We start from the raw sequence: 13,630 nt of genomic DNA on the forward strand, positions 1-13,630 counted from the left end.
CGCCGTGCAAGTATTGTCATCAGCGGCTCTCATCTACCAGTACTATAACATGTGAAATATTGATTTGCAAGTATTTTTTATCGATAAACAATAAATATACATGGAATAACGATAGATAGCCTTAAAGACATATAATGTGATCACACGTGCGGTCCCAATAAAAGCGTCATCCAGGCGATGGCACCATGCACGGCGCCCAAATGCTCGGAAGGTAATACCGCGTGTGGCTCCGGCTCCACGCACGGCATAGTCTCCACGCCATCGGCGGCTCTCCCGCTCCGGTCGCTCTTTCAAATTCGGGCGCGCCGTCTACGGCTCTCCTGCTTTTGTAAACAGCTGTTGGCCGGCTATCTCCCTATGGGCAGTCAAGATCTTGTCGGCAGTACTGTCCATCCTATTAACCCAGCAGTTCCCGCCGCCCACCCAGTGGAGGGGGAGACCGCCCTGCTCGGCGGCGCGGTTTAAAAAACTGCCGTTCCGAGCGATCCCGCACAGCCCCACTCCCAGCGTGTGCGGGGGTCCTCGAAAGCAGGTCCTCAACGCTCTCTTTCACGCCCCAGGATTTCATACAGCTCCTTTTGGGGCTGCATCACGCCCCAGGTAGTCTCTGCCAAAGCGCCATCCCAAACAAGCTCTCGTATCTCCCTAAAAAAGGGCCCCGACGCATGTACGCGTCAGGGCCCTTTGGGCGATCATATATGATTTACACAGGTCCAGGCATGGACGGCAGCTCACGACCACTCGATCAGTACCGCCCGCACCGGGGCGCCGTCGCTGCCGGCGATCTTGACCGGCGGCGCGCTCAAAAAGTACCTGCCCGGCGCCACACCATCCAGATTCAGTGTCTCGATGATGGCGATCTTCTCGGCCAAGATGCTCTGGTGCGGCGGCTTTTCACCGCCCACCGGTCCCACCGATAAGGCGTCGGTCCCCAGGGTGATCACGCCTTTCTCTCTTAAAATGGCCCCGGCATTGGCGCTGAAAAACGCCCCGCCCCGCACGATCAGTATACGGCAGCCCTGCATATCCAGCGCCCGCAGCCAATTGTCATCCACCGTCTCGCCGTCGTAGTCCACCAGCAGGCAGTCGCCAAAATAGTGCTCCAGCGGCATGTCGGCGATCGCCACCGGCAGGTCGGTAAAGTGGCAGGGGGCATCGGTGTGGGTCCCCTTATGTACCGAGGTGCTCAGTTTGGTACAGTTACAGTCGTCTCCCCGGTCGCGGCTCAGCGTCTTTTCCACCTCGGCCGGCGGGTCACCGGGGTACAGCGGCGCCGACAACAGCTCATGCGAGATATCGATCAGTCTCAAAGCGATCCCTCCTATATACGATATGTATTTTTAAATATTACAATAAGTATAATATGTGGTGGCTAAGACCTGTACCGTGCCGCCTACAGGTGGCGGTACACCTTCTCGATCTCGCCGATATACAGCCGGTGATAGTCCTTTTCCGGATAGTTGGCTGCCTCTACGCTCTTGTCTACAAAAACACCGTCCCCCATGTCGGTGTAGTAAAGCTTGCGGCACAGTACCACCAGCTGGGCCTGCTCAAAATAGGGGGCTGTGTCAAAGATCGGGTCGAGCCCGCAGGCGCGCGGCTTATCGATGTCCCGCCCCGACTTGGTCCCGCACAGCGTCAGTGCGTCGCGGTAGCAGGGGTCAAAAAAGCACAGCGAAAAGGTGTCCTGCTGCTCGGTAAACTGGTAGGTGTAGCGCTGGGGCCGCACGTAGATGGTGGCCACCGGCTTATTAAACAGTGTGCCCATCCCGCCCCACGAGGCGGTCATGGTGTTAAAGCGCTGCTCATCACCGGCGGTGATCAGCATCCACTGGCGGCCGATACGGTCGATACAATCGCCGATCTCGCCGGGCTGTATAGTTGTAAAAGGCATATTCGGTCCCTCCCTTGTAAAAAAGGCGCCCATCGGGCGCCGGTGGTGTCGGGCGACACGGTCGCCGGTAAAATTATCTCGCACACAGTATATCAGATCTTCTCCTCTCTGTACAGCGCCGCCCCCGCAGTCGCATTGCGCATTGACCGGGAATATAGTATACTAATTATCAATCGTGCCCCGCTGTGCGTGGGGCCGCAATCTAGGAGTGACACCATGGAATGTTATCTCGACAACAGCGCCACCACCCGGGTATTGCCCCAGGTGGCCGATACCGTGTATAAAGTCCTCACCCAGCAGTACGGAAATCCTTCCTCACTGCACAAAAAAGGGCTGGAGGCCGAGCTCATTTTAGAGGGGGCCCGCCGCGATCTGGCTCAAGTGCTGGGCTGCGACAGCAGCGAGGTCTACTTCACCTCCGGCGGCACCGAGGCCAACAACTGGGCCGTCTACAGCGGTTATGAGCTGTGCCGCCGCCGGGCCACCGGCATCGTCACCACCGCTTTCGAGCACTCGTCGGTGATCGAGCCGGTGCAGTTCTTGGCCGAAAAAGGGGCGCAGGCCACCTTTGTCGCCCCCGACATCACCGGCCATATCGACCCGGCCGCCGTGCTCGGCGCGGTAGACGAAAACACCGGTTTGGTCAGCCTCATGCTGGTCAATAACGAGCTGGGTACCATCCTGCCCATCAAAGCCCTCGCCGCCCAGATCAAGCGCAAAAATCCCCAGGTCCTCGTCCACTGCGATGCAGTACAGGGCTTTGGCAAATTGCCGCTGTCGGTGCACAGCCTGGGGGTGGATATGCTCACCGTCACCGGCCATAAGATACACGCCCCCAAAGGCATCGGCGCTCTGTATATCAAAAAAGGGGTACACCTCAAGCCCATCATCCGCGGCGGGCAGCAGCAAAAGCGGCTGCGCCCGGGCACCGAGAACGTCGCCTATGCGGCGGCTCTGGCCCAGGCCGCGCAAATAGCCGACCAGGGCCGGGTGCAAAATACCGCCCACGCCACCGCCCTGCGCGACAAGCTGCTCGGCCTGTGCGCCCAAAACAGCGAGGTCGCCGTCAATTCCCCCGCCGACGGCCTGCCCTATATCGTAAATTTATCGGTACTGGGCATCCGCAGCGAGACTTTGCTCCACTTCTTGGCCGAGCAGGGGATCTATGTCTCCAGCGGCTCAGCCTGTGCCAAAGGCGGCCCCAGCCATGTGCTGCGCAGCACCGGTATGGACCTCGCCCGCGCCGACAGCGCCCTGCGCATAAGCTTTAGCGCCTACACCGACGAGCGCGAGATCGACTGTCTCTATCAGGGCATCTGCCAGGCGCAGGCTACCCTGTCCCGGCGCTGACAGCGCCCCGCTCCCCTCAAGGCCACCCAAATACCCCGGTCCCCGGCCGGCCGCCACGCCGGCTGGGCACCCAAGTTAAACAGATAGGAATGTGTTAAGTTGAACGAGATACTGCTCTTAAAATACGGCGAGATCGCCCTCAAAGGTCTCAACAAAAATAACTTTGAAGGAGTGCTGCTCAAAAACGTGCGGCATCGCATCAAAAAACTGGGCCGGTTCGAGGTGCGCAAAGCCCAGTCCACCGTCTACGTCCAACCCCTGGAAGAAGTGGATCTCGACCGCTGCGAAGAGCGCCTCTCCCACGTGTTTGGCATCTCCACCATCGCCCGGGCGGTAGTGGCCGAGAAGGACTTTGCCGACATCACCCAAAAGGTGCTCGATTACGTGCAGGATATCCTGCCCTTTGCCAAGACGTTTCGGGTCGAGGCCCGCCGCTCCGACAAGTCTTTTCCCATGAACACCCCCCAGATCTGCGCCGAGCTGGGCGGCATTTTGCTGGAGCACTACCCCCACTTAAAAGTTGACCTGCATGACCCCGAGGTGCGGGTGTTCGTCGAGGTGCGCGACTTCGGCGCCTATGTCCACGCCGGGGCAAAAAAGGGGGCCGGCGGCATGCCGGTGGGCTCCAGCGGCCACGGCGCGCTGCTGCTCTCAGGTGGGATCGACTCGCCGGTGGCCGGCTACATGATGGCCAAGCGGGGCATGCAGCTGTGCTACATCCACTTCGAAAGCCCCCCCTACACCAGCGAGCGCGCCCGCTTAAAGGTGGTGGCGCTGGGGCAAAAGCTCACCGAGTACGCTAACACCTGCGAGATGTTCATCGTCCCCTTTACCGACATTCAGGAAAAGATAAAGGCCCACTGCCGCGAGGAGTATTTTACCATCATCATGCGCCGCATGATGATGAAGATCGCCAGCCGCCTGGCCGCCCAAAACGGGTGCGAGGCGCTGATTACCGGCGAGAGCCTGGCCCAGGTGGCCAGCCAAACGGTGCGGGCCATCGGCTGCACCGATGCCGCCAGCGAGCTGCCGGTATTCAGGCCGCTCATCGGCATGGACAAATCCGAGATCGTCGACATCGCCCAGAAGATCGATACCTTCGAGACCTCCATCCTCCCCTATGAGGACTGCTGCACCGTGTTCACCCCCCGCCACCCCAAGACCAGGCCGGTGCTGGAATACGTGTTAAAAGAGGAGGAGAAGCTGGCCGTCGACGAGCTGGTAGAGGCCGCGGTGGCCGGGGCGGCCAAATCGGTGGTCATCTTACAGTAGCCGCTAAGGCGAGGAGGGGACGATCTTGAGAGCAGAGCTCATCTGTGTGGGCACCGAGTTGCTACTCGGCGACATACTCAACACCAACGCCCAGTACATCTCCAGGCAGCTGGCCAAGCTGGGCATCGACATGTACTACCAGAGCGTAGTGGGCGACAACCCCGACCGCCTAAAAGAGACGCTGACCACCGCCCTGCGCCGCAGCGAGCTGGTCATCCTCACCGGCGGCCTGGGCCCCACCAAAGACGACCTCACCAAAGAGACCGTCTGCGACCTGCTGGGCCTCGAGCTCATCCTGCACCAGCCCAGCATGGACGCCATCGAGACCTACTACAAAAACACCTGCCGCCAAATGACCCCCAACAACGTAAAACAGGCCTATGTGCCCGCCGGCAGCAAGGTGTTTTTAAACCACCACGGCTCGGCGCCGGGCTGCGTGGTCTCCAGCCGTAAGGGCCACCAGCACGTGGTGCTGCTGCCCGGCCCCCCGTCCGAGTGCTGCCCCATGGTCGACGAGCACCTGATGCCGTTTTTGCAGGCCATCACCGGCCAGACTATCTACTCCACCACTCTGCGGGTGTTCGGCATCGGCGAGTCGGCGCTGGAACCCCAGGTCGAGGACCTGCTGGCAGGGGAAAACCCCACCGCCGCCCTCTACGCCAAAGAGGGGGAGGTGGAGCTGCGCATCACCGCCAAGGCCGCCAGTGAAGAGGCGGCCAGAGCCCAGTGCCAGCAGCTGGCCGACGAGGTAAAGCGCCGTCTGGGCGATCACGTCTACGGGCAGGATACCTCCGGGCTGCACCATACCGCCGTCGAGCTGCTCATCCAAAAAGGGCTCAAGATCTCTACCGCCGAGTCCTGTACCGGCGGCCTCATCAGCCAGCGCATCACCCAGGTGCCCGGCTCCTCCAAGGTGTTCGACCTGGGGGCCGCCACCTATGCGGTGTGGGCCAAGCGGTCGCTTTTGGGCATCCGCAAAAAATTTTTTAAAGGCGGGGCGGTCAGCGAGCAGGTGGCCGCGCGCATGGCCGTCGGCGCCCGGCGCCGCGGCCGGGCCGATATCGGCGTGGGGGTCACCGGCGTGGCCGGCCCCGGCGCCGACGAAAACGGCAACCCTGAGGGGCTGGTCTACGTCGGTGTGGCCTACAAAAAAACCGTCTATGTGCAAAAGCTGCAGCTGAAAAACGGCAACACCAGCCGCGACAAGATCCGCCACCTGGCCAGCCTGCACGCCTTCGATATGGTCCGCCGCATCGCCGCCGGGCTCGACTGCTCGGCCTACACCGCGCTGGATATCAAAAAACTCACCGCCGGCGACCGCTGGCTGCGCCGTCTCGACGGGCTGCGCGCAGTGGCGTTTTACCTGGCGCTTTGCGTGTTTATCGGCTCGCTTACTCTGGTGGGCCAGTACCTCTATGAGGGCTGGCAGAATAAGCAGCAGGTGTCCGGTCTCTCCAGCCTCTATACCGACGGCAAAGATGTAGACGTACAACTGCCCGAAGGGTACCTCCCCAAATTCAAGTCGCTGTACTACTACAATCAGGATATCGCCGGTTTCCTCCGCATCCCCCAAACGCAGATCAACTATCCCATCGTCCAGTACTCCGACAACAGCTATTACCTAAAGGTCGACTACTACGACGACTACAGCCGTTACGGCACGCTGTTTTTCGACTACCGCAACGACCTGCAGGCCCGGGGTGAGAACCTGGTGGTGTACGGCCACAACATGAAAGACAGCCAGATGTTCGGCGACCTCACCAAATATAAAGATCTCGATTTTTACAAAAAGTCGCCGCTCATCTACATGGATACCGTCTACGGCGAAGGCGTGTATAAGATCTTTGCCGTGTTCACCGCCAACACCGACCCCTCTGTGGGCGAGGTGTTCGACTACTACAACCGCCTCAACTTCGTCACTGCCGAGGCCTACGACCAATTCGTGTCCGAGCTCAAGGCGCGCTCGCTCATCGATACCGGGGTAGACGCCCAGTTCGACGACCGGCTGCTCACCCTCTCCACCTGCGAGTACGACTACGACGGCCAGCGGCTGGTGGTGGTCGCCCGCCAGGTGCGCGATGGGGAAGAGGACAAAGTCGATACTTCCGCCGCCAAGAAAAACCCCGATCCGGTGCTGCCGGTGTTGTATAAAAAATAAGTGATTGCTTTCAAAAGAGGGTGCCCAGTCGCGACGGACGCACAGGCTCTGCCTGCTCGCCTTGCTCTGGGCACTCTCTCTTTGCAAGCTCTCGACACAGGGCGGACAGCGCGCCCATGTCGCACTGTTCGCCCTGCGATAGGAGTCAGGCGTGCGCCTGACGGTATTAAATGGTTCCAGTGATACAGGTATCGTAAAACGTGAGTCGCTGCTTTCAAAAGAGAGTGCCCAGTCGCGGCGGACTTGCGGGCTATGCCCGCGCGCCTTGCTTTGACATCCCTCTTATGGTTTTCCCCGCACGGCACCAACATCGCACCCGAGCTGCTCTCGAGCTGTATGCGCAGCACCGCGGCAGGTGTTAGCCGTGCGCCTAATGCTATGTTGCAGGCACAGGGGCACAGCGAGAACAAAATGCGAGCCGCCAGGCCTTGTAGCCGGCGGCTCGCTCTGTATTTAGACCGGCCTCCCCCCATCTTTTTTTAGCAGCCGGGGCCCCAGTTTGTCGATGAGCAGCGCCCCCAGCGGGGCAGTCAGCAAAATAGCCACTACCGCCACCGCCAGTACGGTGCTGCCGCAGCCAAGACCCATAGCCAGCGGTACCCCGCCAATGGCCGCCTGTACGGTGGCTTTGGGCAGATAGGCAGCTGCGCAGAAAAGCCTCTCTTTTTTGCACAGCGGGGTCTTTATCACACACAGCAGTACCCCCAGCGCGCGAAAGATCAGCCCACCGGCCACACAACAGACCGCCGCCAGCCCGCACAGCGCCAAATACCGCAGGTCCACCGCTGCCCCCACCAGTGAAAACAGCAGGATCTCGGCGCCCACCCACAGCGAGGAAAAACTGCCGGCCAGCTCGGCTGCCCGGTCCGGCGTACGCCATAAAAGCGCCATGCCCATGGCCACAATGCCCAGCAGACCCGAAAAGGGGCAGTAGCCCTTCAGCTGGTTTTCCACCTCCAGCAGCAAAAACGAGACAGCCAAAAACAACACCGTCCGCAGTGGCACCGGCAGAAAAGACCGGGCAAAAAATACGCCCAGCAAAAGCCCGCACAGAGCCCCGGCCCCGGCCCCCAACAAAATGGATATCGGCACCTGTCCCAGTACTGCCGGCGAAAAACTGCCGCCCCCGGCCGCCACCCCGGTCAGGGCGGTAAACACCACGATGACGAACACATCGTCCACCGAGGCCCCAGCCATGATCATCTGCGGGATGTGCCGCTGCTGCCCACGGTTATCTTCGATCAGCGCCAGCATCCGCGGCACCACCACCGCCGGCGATACCGCCGCCACCACCGCGCCGATGATGCCGGCCTCCAGCACGCTCACCCCCAGCAGGGGCGGGGCCAACAGCAGCATGCCCAATATCTCAAAAGTCGCCGGCAAAAAGCACAGCAACAGCGCCGGTCGCCCCACAGCCAACAGGTCTTTTGGGTGCAGCGCCAGCCCGGCCCGCGCCAAAATGATCACCAGCGCCAGCTGTCGCAGCGGGGCCGAGATGGCCAAGATCCCCCCCTGCAGCAGCCCCAGCGCCCCCGGTCCCAAAATAACGCCTGCCAGCAGCATGCCCACCAGCGCCGGCAGCCCTGTTTTTTTGCACAGCTCACCCAAAAACCAGCCGCCTAAAAACAACAGTGCCATATCTGTCAGCACAATACATTCCCCCTTATCTCTCTTATCCGGCGGCTGCCGCCGGCAAACAAAAAAGGGCCGACAGCTACCGCGAGCATCTCTCGCAGAAGCCATCAGCCCCGACTATCTCCGGTGCGGTTCGGGCTCTGGGCCCGGGGAGGACATCATTCCCCACCGGCTCCAAAGCCGGCCCCATTATCCTAGCACACCATACGTACCGCTGTCAACGCCTATCTGCGGCCGGCACGCAGCATGCCGCAGATAGGATGTGTCCGGGCCAGTCGGTATCGACAGGCCGCCCTACGTCGGTCCATCCGCCACTTCCCCAGCCGCCGGCGCACAGCCACTTTTCACCCCTGCCAAAAAAGAGGAAAAAACGATAGCCAATTTGTCAATAGAAACCCGCTCCCACAGGTGGTATAGTGGTGATACATGAGAGAGTAAAAACGCTTTTACACACCGCCTGATAGACCCGCCTTGAAAGGAGCGCACCATGGAAAATAAACAGGTCATGGACTGGATCGATCAAAACAGTCAGCAGATCATCGGTTTTCTGCAGGAGCTCATCCGCCGCCCGTCAGTCAACCCCGCCTTCGACGAAAAAGAGGAGCTCAAAGGGGAGGGGGACGTCCAGCGCTACATCCAGCAGTATCTCCAAGACGAGCTGGGCCTCGAGTCCGAGCTGCGCTGTCCCGACCCTGAGGCGCTGCGCAAATACGCCGACAAGGCCGGCTACATGGAGGGTCACACCTTCGAGGACCGCCCCAACCTGTACGCCGAGTGCAAAGGTGCCGGTGGTGGCCGCTCCATCATGCTGTCGGGCCACGTCGATGTGGTGCAGCTGGGTGAGGGCTGGACGGTCGATCCCTTCGGCGGCGATATCGACGGCGACAAGCTCTATGGCCGCGGTGCCACCGATATGAAAGGCGGTGTAGCGGCAATGATCATGGCCCTCAAGGCCATCAAACAGGCGGGCATCACCTTAAAGGGAGATGTGCGTATCGGCACCGTCGTCGATGAGGAGGCCGGCGGCATGGGTACACTGGCGCTGGTGGGCGGCGACGGCCGCCGGGCCGACGCCTGCATCATCACCGAGGGGACCGAGATGCTTGTCGAGCCGCTATGCCGCGGTATCCTGTGGGGCAAGCTCATCGTGCCCGGCCGCCCCGGCCACATCGAGCACTTTAAGACCGATTGGCGCACCGGCGGCGCTGTCGACGCCATCGACAAGGCCCGCCTCTACCTCGATCAGATCGATCGCCTCAACGAGGAGTGGGGCTTCACCAAGCGGCACCCGCTGCTGCCCATCCCCTGCCAGTTCAAGGTGGCCCAGATCAATGCCGGCGAGTACCCCACCACCTATGCCGGCAGCTGCGAGATCATCTTTGACGTGCAGTACCTGCCGGAGGAAAACGACCAAAACGGCATGGGCTCCAAGGTCAAACAGCAGGTGCTCGATTTCGTCAAGCAGGTGGCCGATACCGACCCCTGGCTGCGCGAGAACCCGCCCAAAGTCGAGTGGATCCTCAACGCCGACTGCGGCGAGACCCCGGCCGACAGCGACTTTGTACAGACGGTGGTCGGCGCGGTGGAGCAGGTAGAGGGGCAAAAGCCAGATATCACTGGCGCCTTGGGCCACACCGATATGGGTTGGTTTTGCAACGTGGGCATCCCCACCATCAACTACGGCCCCGGCCCGGCCTGGAAGGCCCATCAGGTCGACGAGTACGTCTCCATCGATCAGCTCATCCGCTGCACCAAAAATATCGCCCAGACCATTCTCGACTGGTGCGGTGTGGCCGAGTGACCTCCCGGTTCTAGCGGCGCCCGCGCGGTGGCAGCTCTCTTCGGCGTAAAATAGCCGTAACACCAGCATACCAGTATACCAATACATCAGCACCCGTACAGGTTTTTCCTGTACGGGTGCTTTTTTTGCCGCCAAACGGGGCAGTATTTTTACAGTCGTTGGCGCAAACAGCAGCTTATAGCTTATAGCCGCCGCCAGCCCACCGCTACAAAAAATCGTATCCCACCGCCGTGATCAGTCGATCGGCCTATCTGGCGCCGCGCAGGGACGGTCTCTCCGGCAAACGACCGCATCCTGCGGCAAAAACAGCCGGTCGCGGTCACTTCTCGGCGGCAAAGTGCTGCTCTACCAGCGCCGCCGCCACATCCTGTACCTGCTGGCTCAGCCGCGAGAGCACCAGCACCGCGGCCAACAAGTCGCCGCTGTCGTCCAACGTCTCTTGGGGGATGAGGTCGCACAGCAGCCCGGCGGTGGTCTCTTCCAGCTGTGGCGCGCGCTCCAAAAATTCGCTGTAGGCCATCTGCAGGGCATTGTCGCTCTCCAGTGCACCGTAGCACTCGCCCAATACCTGTCCGATCTGGCTGATAGAGAGCACCGATTTCAGGTTGTAGATGAGCAGCATCTGTATGATGTGGTTCTTGGTGTACTTTTTTCCCGCCAGCGGGCGTATAATCTCCTCTTTGCGGTAGTTGTTGATCATCGTCTTGGTCAGCATGTTGTCGCCGCCGTGCTGGCTAAACAGGGTCAGCACCTGGTCCATATACAGGTCGATCTGGGGGATGTCCCGCAGCTGCATATCCTCGCGGTGCAGTGCTTTCTGTACGATCTCGGTCACTTTTTCCATGGCGATCACCTCTTCACAGCTTTTATGTTTCTATCATACTATGAACTAGTATAGAAATCAATATGTCGCTTGCATATAATATCAATAAGTGGTAATATACTAACATAAATATAGTTTTAAAAACTACATAATAAAGTTTGCGCTTGCTTATGATAGGAGAATTGCTATGTGGACCTACTTTCAGCGCGCCCGTGACCCCATCGACAGTTTCACCCACTTCATCGGCATCCTGCTGGCCGGCGCCGGCACGCTGCTGGTCGTGACCACCGGCCTTATCGCCGGCACGCCCCGCACCTATGCGGCGGCAGGCCTGGTATTCTGCATTTCCATGTTGGCACTGTATACTGCAAGCTCGGTGTACCATTACTATAATGGTCGGGCCGACCGGCTGCGCCGCCTGCGCAAGTTCGATCACTCCATGATCTATGTGCTCATTGCCGGCACCTACACCCCCATCTATTTCCGCTACCAGCCGCTGCCCCATGCGCTGGTCTTCATGGGGGTGCTGTGGGGCATCGCCATCGCCGGTATCCTGGTAAAAATGTGCTGGATCACCGCCCCCAACTGGCTGTCGGCGGCGGTGTATATCCTCATGGGCTGGGCGCTGGTGTTTGACTTTTCCATCTTTGCCCACATGCCCGCCGGTATGACGGCGCTGCTGGCCACCGGTGGGGTCTCCTACACGGTGGGCGGGGTCATGTACGCCCTCAAAAAGCCCGATCTGTGGCCCAATTTCGGCCATCACGAGCTGTTTCATATCTTTGTGTTGGTGGGTACCTTTTTCCACTTTCTGGCCATCTACTTCTACGTTATCCTCTAACACCCACAGAGCGGCATCACCGGGCCGGGCGGCAGCGCCCGGCTTTTTTGGTGTCCGCTCTCACAACTCTTCGGCCCGTCGGTACAGCGCTGTGCGCTGCGCCGGGGTCAGCAGCCACTCGATCAGCTGGGCGGTGGCAAACACCGCCGCCGTGTTTACCCCCAATCGCACCAGTGCAAAGGTCCAGCCCAGCGCCCCGGCCTCAAACAGCCAAAGTGGCACCCGCACAGCGTTGCTGGCACACAAAAAAAGCAGCATATTGCGTATGCGGGCCCCTTTTTTAAGCAGCATGGCCGCTACCGGCAGCAGCGCATAAAAAGGCACCGCCGTCACCATCCCCAGCAAAAAGGCCAGTCCGGCGCCGCGCCAGCCGGCCTGCTCGCCCATCAGTGCGGCCATGGCTGGGCGGGGCACCCACACCTCCAGCAGCCCCACACACAAAAACACCGGCGGCAGCGCCAACAGAAAGGTCCGCGCGCTCTGCCCGGTCAGCCGCAGGGCTTGGGTGCCCGCCGCCGGGTCCAGCGCCCACAGGATCAAAAACAACAGTAGAGAGCTAAATAGCAATAAGTATCTCTTCATAAAAATATTACCTCTAATATATATGCACTGCCAAAGGCGGCAGCCAGTGCCAGCAAGTTGCGCCACAGCGCTACCTTGACCCCCAAGTATCGTATCTCCAGCGGCAGCGTCACCAGCCCTACCGTCGTCAGCGTTCCCAAAAACACGGCGATCTGTGCCACTCCGGCGCCGCCCTGTAAAAGCTGGGCCGCGATGGGAAAAGCCACCAGTACCGGCACCACCGCCGCCGCGCCCAGTCCCGCCGCCACCAGCATGCCCGCCGACCCGCTGCCACCGCCCAAATAGCGGCTGATCACCGCCGGCGGCAGCACCGCCAGCAGCGAGCCCACCAGCAGCAAGATCCCCCCAAACTGGGGCAGTACCCGGCAAAACATCCGCCAGGCCACACCCAGCGCCTGCCGGGTCTTGCCCCGGTCCCGCCACAGCGACACCCCTAGCAGCGCCGCCGTGACCGCGTATAAAAGCGCCGTATAAACCATTTTTTGCCCTCCTCACTCATCGTCGCCTCACTTGCGGCGCTGCCAACACTATAGTATGATAGGGGCAGTGCCGTAAGTTGCCCGCGCAACATAAGTGGCAAATAGGGGAGGGGTCCACCATGATACAGCTGCCCGCTTCGGCACCGCTGTTTGCGCACATACCGCCGGCGGCGCTGCCGGCACTGCTGCACTGCCTGCAGGCCGTTACCCGCCGGTACCGCCCCGGGCAAACAGTGCTCTGGCCCGGGCAGCAGGTGTCGCAGGTGGGGGTGGTGCTCAGCGGCCGGGCCCACAGCGTCAAAAGCGATATCACCGGCAAAGAGGTGACCATCACCCTGCTGGTCCCCGGCAGTTCCGTCGGGGTGTTGCTGGCTGCCAGCGGCCGTTCCAGCCCGGTGGCGGTACGGGCGGTCAGCGATCTGGCCGTGCTGTTTTTCCCTGCCGACCGGCTCACCGGCTACTGCGGCCGCTGTTGCCCGGCCCACCGGCAGCTGCTTACAAACTATCAGGCCCAACTGGCCGCTAAAGCTATGGCCCTGCACGATCGCAACGACTGTCTCATCCGCCCCACGCTGCGGCAAAAGGTGCTCACCTATCTGTTGCAGCTGGCCGGGCGGCAGCGGCGGGCCGATGTCGTGGTCCCGCTCGACCGGGCCGGAATGGCCCAGTACCTCGATGCCGACCGCAGCGCGCTCTCCCGCGAGCTCTCCCGCATGCGCGCCGACGGTCTCATCTCTTTTCACAAAGATCACTTTCAGCTGTTGGGCCCGCTGGCCGGGCAGCTGCCCGACTAGC

12 protein-coding genes are annotated in these 13,630 nt (G+C 60.8%); 6 read left to right on the plus strand and 6 right to left on the minus strand.

Annotation, left to right across the window (positions count from 1 at the left end):
• Positions 1–731: 731 nt before the first annotated feature.
• Positions 732–1,310: a cyclase family protein gene (locus C6Y32_RS00095; RefSeq protein WP_164998043.1), complete on the minus strand. Its 579-nt coding sequence runs from the start codon at positions 1,308–1,310 to the stop codon at positions 732–734.
• Positions 1,311–1,393: 83 nt separating this feature from the next.
• A complete protein-coding gene (locus tag C6Y32_RS00100) occupies positions 1,394–1,894 on the minus strand; it encodes a flavin reductase (protein WP_105203132.1) in 501 nt (166 codons plus the stop codon).
• A 216-nt stretch (positions 1,895–2,110) separates the two neighbouring features.
• Between C6Y32_RS00100 and C6Y32_RS00105 the strand changes: the two genes are divergently transcribed.
• From C6Y32_RS00105 to C6Y32_RS15205, 3 genes are all read left to right on the plus strand, one after another.
• Complete coding sequence (locus C6Y32_RS00105) at positions 2,111–3,244, plus strand: cysteine desulfurase family protein (RefSeq protein ID WP_105203133.1); 1,134 nt, start codon at positions 2,111–2,113, stop codon at positions 3,242–3,244.
• A gap of 99 nt (positions 3,245–3,343) precedes the next feature.
• Complete coding sequence (gene thiI / locus C6Y32_RS00110; RefSeq protein ID WP_105203134.1) at positions 3,344–4,516, plus strand: tRNA uracil 4-sulfurtransferase ThiI; 1,173 nt, start codon at positions 3,344–3,346, stop codon at positions 4,514–4,516.
• A gap of 25 nt (positions 4,517–4,541) precedes the next feature.
• On the plus strand, positions 4,542–6,674 hold the full coding sequence (locus tag C6Y32_RS15205; RefSeq protein WP_164998044.1) for a competence/damage-inducible protein A: 2,133 nt from the start codon (positions 4,542–4,544) through the stop codon (positions 6,672–6,674).
• Positions 6,675–7,127: 453 nt separating this feature from the next.
• On the opposite strand, the gene C6Y32_RS00120 is transcribed toward C6Y32_RS15205, so the two are convergent.
• Positions 7,128–8,324 carry a cation:proton antiporter domain-containing protein gene (locus tag C6Y32_RS00120; protein ID WP_105203135.1) on the minus strand — a complete coding sequence of 399 codons (1,197 nt, stop codon included), beginning with the start codon at positions 8,322–8,324 and terminating at the stop codon, positions 7,128–7,130.
• A 472-nt stretch (positions 8,325–8,796) separates the two neighbouring features.
• Between C6Y32_RS00120 and C6Y32_RS00125 the strand changes: the two genes are divergently transcribed.
• Positions 8,797–10,110 (plus strand): M20 family metallopeptidase, encoded by a 1,314-nt coding sequence (locus C6Y32_RS00125; RefSeq protein WP_105203136.1) that lies wholly within the window; start codon positions 8,797–8,799, stop codon positions 10,108–10,110.
• Positions 10,111–10,429: 319 nt separating this feature from the next.
• Here C6Y32_RS00125 and C6Y32_RS00130 read toward each other — a convergent pair whose 3' ends face one another.
• A complete protein-coding gene (locus C6Y32_RS00130; RefSeq protein WP_105203137.1) occupies positions 10,430–10,954 on the minus strand; it encodes a DUF1836 domain-containing protein in 525 nt (174 codons plus the stop codon).
• Positions 10,955–11,120: 166 nt separating this feature from the next.
• Between C6Y32_RS00130 and trhA the strand changes: the two genes are divergently transcribed.
• Positions 11,121–11,774, plus strand: coding sequence for a PAQR family membrane homeostasis protein TrhA (gene trhA / locus C6Y32_RS00135; protein ID WP_105203138.1), 654 nt, complete (start codon positions 11,121–11,123; stop codon positions 11,772–11,774).
• A gap of 60 nt (positions 11,775–11,834) precedes the next feature.
• On the opposite strand, the gene C6Y32_RS00140 is transcribed toward trhA, so the two are convergent.
• Both C6Y32_RS00140 and C6Y32_RS00145 read right to left on the minus strand, forming a co-directional pair.
• A complete protein-coding gene (locus C6Y32_RS00140; protein WP_105203139.1) occupies positions 11,835–12,356 on the minus strand; it encodes a permease in 522 nt (173 codons plus the stop codon).
• Complete coding sequence (locus C6Y32_RS00145; protein WP_105203140.1) at positions 12,353–12,835, minus strand: permease; 483 nt, start codon at positions 12,833–12,835, stop codon at positions 12,353–12,355. Before C6Y32_RS00145 ends, C6Y32_RS00140 begins: the two co-directional genes overlap by 4 nt.
• A gap of 119 nt (positions 12,836–12,954) precedes the next feature.
• Here C6Y32_RS00145 and C6Y32_RS00150 point away from each other — a divergent pair, with 119 nt between their 5' ends.
• A complete protein-coding gene (locus C6Y32_RS00150; protein ID WP_105203141.1) occupies positions 12,955–13,629 on the plus strand; it encodes a Crp/Fnr family transcriptional regulator in 675 nt (224 codons plus the stop codon).
• Position 13,630: the final 1 nt, after the last annotated feature.

This window comes from Neobittarella massiliensis (ex Bilen et al. 2018) (assembly GCF_900289145.1).
Lineage (GTDB): Bacteria > Bacillota > Clostridia > Oscillospirales > Ruminococcaceae > Neobittarella > Neobittarella massiliensis.

What these genes read in the sequence shown, in the direction of transcription:
- C6Y32_RS00100 (WP_105203132.1), bottom strand. Translation starts at nt 1,894, where the DNA reads ATGCCTTTTACAACTATACAGCCCGGCGAGATCGGCGATTGTATCGAC.
- C6Y32_RS00105 (WP_105203133.1), top strand. Translation starts at nt 2,111, where the DNA reads ATGGAATGTTATCTCGACAACAGCGCCACCACCCGGGTATTGCCCCAG.
- C6Y32_RS00125 (WP_105203136.1), top strand. Translation starts at nt 8,797, where the DNA reads ATGGAAAATAAACAGGTCATGGACTGGATCGATCAAAACAGTCAGCAG.
- C6Y32_RS00130 (WP_105203137.1), bottom strand. Translation starts at nt 10,954, where the DNA reads ATGGAAAAAGTGACCGAGATCGTACAGAAAGCACTGCACCGCGAGGAT.
- trhA (WP_105203138.1), top strand. Translation starts at nt 11,121, where the DNA reads ATGTGGACCTACTTTCAGCGCGCCCGTGACCCCATCGACAGTTTCACC.
- C6Y32_RS00140 (WP_105203139.1), bottom strand. Translation starts at nt 12,356, where the DNA reads ATGAAGAGATACTTATTGCTATTTAGCTCTCTACTGTTGTTTTTGATC.
- C6Y32_RS00145 (WP_105203140.1), bottom strand. Translation starts at nt 12,835, where the DNA reads ATGGTTTATACGGCGCTTTTATACGCGGTCACGGCGGCGCTGCTAGGG.
- C6Y32_RS00150 (WP_105203141.1), top strand. Translation starts at nt 12,955, where the DNA reads ATGATACAGCTGCCCGCTTCGGCACCGCTGTTTGCGCACATACCGCCG.